The 1232-nt window shown below is 61.5% G+C and carries 1 protein-coding gene; it reads left to right on the forward strand.

The features are described 5' to 3' along the window. Positions 1-63: 63 nt before the first annotated feature. Positions 64-1214 (forward strand): IS3 family transposase gene (locus tag NKG59_RS26370; protein WP_253543205.1). Its coding sequence is split into 2 segments (ribosomal slippage): positions 64-310 and positions 310-1214, totalling 1152 coding nucleotides; the frame shifts between segments, so codons are not numbered across the junction. Positions 1215-1232 lie beyond the last annotated feature (18 nt).

The following is a 1232-nucleotide window of genomic DNA, read 5'->3' on the forward strand; positions in this document are numbered from 1 at the left end:
TGAATCGCCCCGGCCTCGGTAGACACCTGCAAGCCTCAAACTAGAGGTTAGACAGGAGAAGCAATGAGCGCACAGAGATACGCCGAGGAATTCAAGATCGAGGCAGTGAATCAGGTCATGGACAGAGGCCACAGCGTTGCCGAGGTTGCGCAGCGGTTGGGCGTGAGCCAACACAGCCTGTACCAGTGGATCAAGCAGCGCCGCCAGCCCGTAGCAGAGCAGCAAGGGCAGGGATCGCAATCAGACGAGGTACGTAGGCTCAAGGCCGAGCTCAAGCGGGTGACCGAGGAGCGCGACATTCTAAAAAAGGCCGCAGCGTACTTTGCCAAGCAGTCCGGGTGAAGTACGCCTTCATCAAGGCGCACGTGGGTCAATACAGCGTGCGCCGTCTGTGCCAGGTGATGTCGGTGCATCCCAGTGGTTACTACGCGTGGCAGGCGCAACCCTTGAGCCCACGAGCGCAAGACGATCAACGCCTGCTGGGGCTGCTCAAGCAGGCCTGGCTGGAGAGCGGCGGCGTCTATGGCTATCGCAAGCTCACCCTGGACATGCGCGACTTAGGCGAGCGCTGCGGCAAGCATCGCGTGGCTCGGCTGCTCAAGGCCGAGGGGCTGCGTTCTCAATCTGGCTATCGTCGGCGTCCTGCAGTGCGTGCCGGCAAGCCGTCGGTGGTCGCGCCCAACCATTTGCAACGGCGGTTCACGGTCGACGGCCCGAACCAGTCCTGGGTGACGGACATCACCTATATCCGCACACACGAAGGTTGGCTGTACCTGAGCGTGGTCATCGATCTCTGGTCGCGCATGGTCGTGGGCTGGTCCATGGGGCAGCGCATCGATACCCAATTGGCGCTGGATGCCTTGCTGATGGCGCTGTGGCGACGCCGCCCGCACCAGCAGGTGCTGATTCACTCGGATCAAGGGTGCCAGTTCACCGGCCACACCTGGCAGAGCTTTCTGCGCGAGCACAACCTGCTGTGCAGCATGAGCCGGCGTGGCAACTGCCACGACAACGCCGTGGCGGAGAGCTTCTTCCAGTTGCTCAAACGCGAGCGGGTGCGCCGGCAAATCTATGCCACACGGCAGGAGGCCAAGTCCGACGTCTTCAACTACATCGAGATGTTTTACAACCCAACACGGCGTCATTCGAGCGCCAACGGTCTATCACCGGTAGAGTTCGAACAACGCCATTCCCAACGGCTCGCGGGTGTCTAGGAAAGCCGGGGCGATTCA

Origin of the sequence: Ralstonia chuxiongensis, from assembly GCF_024158925.1 — a bacterium.
In the GTDB taxonomy this organism is placed as follows: Bacteria; Pseudomonadota; Gammaproteobacteria; order Burkholderiales; family Burkholderiaceae; genus Ralstonia; species Ralstonia chuxiongensis.